At 26.4% G+C, this 527-nt stretch carries 1 pseudogene; it reads right to left on the bottom strand.

Annotated elements, in window-relative coordinates:
- Positions 1-30 precede the first annotated feature (30 nt).
- A pseudogene (locus tag M8044_RS02495) lies at positions 31-527 on the bottom strand (ATP-binding protein); the annotation flags it as partial.

The raw sequence follows: 527 nt of genomic DNA, 5'->3' as shown, positions 1-527 counted from the left end.
AGGCCCAGCTATTTTGTTTTAAATTAATTTTCATTTTAAAACTCCTTTGTGAAATTGATTTAAATTAGAATTAGTCATATCAAAACTATAAACTTGACACATTTTCTGTAATTGATTAATAATTCGAAAAGCTTTCATCGCTTGGTTCTTTTCATTAGTAATCTGAAAATGTTGTTGTAATTGAAGAGGATTAAAATTACTATTAATAAAAGTAATTAACCCTTTTTCTTGGCGAGCGTTTAAAAGGGGATATAAAATATCGTCTCGAAAATAAACAGTTAAGTTTTCGGCTCCTAAATCATCAAGAAATAAATAAGGAATCGTTCTTAAAATATCCATTTTCTTACTTAATTCTTCATCAAACCACCCTGACTTAAATTGTCTTGGTAAATCTGGAAGAAAAAGAAATAAAAAATCCTGTTTTTCTTTTAAAAAATATTTCATAATTAATTTAAAGAAAAAGGTTTTCCCAGTGTTAAAGTCTCCATAGAGATATAAACTGGGTTTGTTTATTTCGTTTTCAAAAG

Source organism: Columbia Basin potato purple top phytoplasma (assembly GCF_028595955.1).
Lineage (GTDB): Bacteria > Bacillota_I > Bacilli_A > Acholeplasmatales > Acholeplasmataceae > Phytoplasma.
Note: the sequence above shows the minus strand (reverse complement) of the source record. Positions and strands in the feature narration are given on the sequence as shown.